The sequence below is a fragment of the Streptomyces sp. NPDC101166 genome, assembly GCF_044768125.1.
Classification (GTDB): Bacteria; Actinomycetota; Actinomycetes; order Streptomycetales; family Streptomycetaceae; genus Streptomyces.
The window spans coordinates 1-1,129 of record NZ_JBIWPF010000264.1 but is presented as its reverse complement, the minus strand read 5'-3'; the positions used below and the strand labels follow the sequence as shown (position 1 = coordinate 1,129).

Here is a 1,129-nt window from a genome sequence, read left to right as displayed (position 1 = left end):
CCATGACCGCGCTGGTGTGCCGCCTGGTCGAGGACGACCGGCTGCGCGAGCAGACCGCGGCCACCGCGGTGCGCAGCGTGCGCGACCGCTCCTGGGCCGCGGTCAACGACCTGCTCATCCGCCACTACCGCGAGGTGATCGCGGAACGCGCGCAGCCCGATTCGGCGCTGCGGTCCGACCCGGTGCCGGGCGAGGTCCCGGCTGCCAAGGAGGCATCCTGATGCTGCGCATCTCCGTCATCGGCACCGGCTACCTGGGCGCCACCCACGCCGCGGGCATGGCCGAACTCGGATTCGACGTGCTCGGCGTGGACAACGACCCGGCCAAGGCCGCGGCGCTGTCGGCCGGGCGGGTGCCCTTCCACGAACCCGGCCTGCCGGACCTGCTGGCCGGGCACGTGGCCAACGGCCGCCTGCGCTTCGGCACCTCGCTGATCGCGGCCGCCGAGTTCGCCGACGTCCACTTCCTCTGTGTGGGAACGCCGCCCGGCGTGAACGGGGCCGCGGACCTGTCGCAGCTCTACAGCGCGCTGGACGGCCTGGTGCCGCACCTGACCCGCAACTGCCTGATCGTCGGCAAGTCCACGGTGCCGGTGGGCACGGCCGAGGCGCTCACCGCGCGCATCGCCGAGCTGGCTCCCGAGGGCATCTCGGTGGATCTGGCCTGGAACCCGGAGTTCCTGCGCGAGGGGCACGCCGTCCACGACACCCTGCACCCGAACCGGCTGGTGTTCGGCGTGACCACCCCGGACGCCGAATGGGCGCTGCGGCAGGTCTACGCCACCCCCATCGCCGGGGGATCACCGGTGGTGATCACCAACCTGCCCACCGCGGAACTGATCAAGGTGTCCGCGAACGCCTTTCTGGCGACCAAGATCTCGTTCATCAACGCCATGGCCGAGCTGTGTGATCTGACCGGCGCGGACGTGACCCTGCTGGCCGACGCCCTGGGCCACGACGACCGGATCGGCCGCAAGTTCCTGGGCGCCGGTCTGGGCTACGGCGGCGGCTGCCTGCCGAAGGACGTGCGCGCCCTGATCGCCCGCGCGACCGAACTCGGCGCGGGGGAGTCGGTGGCGTTCCTGCGCGACGTCGACGCGGTGAACCTGCGCCGCCGCGAGCGGGTGGTG

At 72.5% G+C, this 1,129-nt stretch carries 1 protein-coding gene and 1 pseudogene; both read left to right on the top strand.

All coding sequences use genetic code 11. The features are described from left to right. Positions 1–221, top strand: a pseudogene (locus ACIRS4_RS38250) (hypothetical protein); the annotation flags it as partial. Beyond that, positions 218–1,129 (top strand): UDP-glucose dehydrogenase family protein (locus ACIRS4_RS38245; RefSeq protein WP_404204888.1); only part of this gene is annotated, 912 nt, incomplete at its 3' end. The pseudogene ACIRS4_RS38250 and the gene ACIRS4_RS38245, both read left to right, overlap by 4 nt.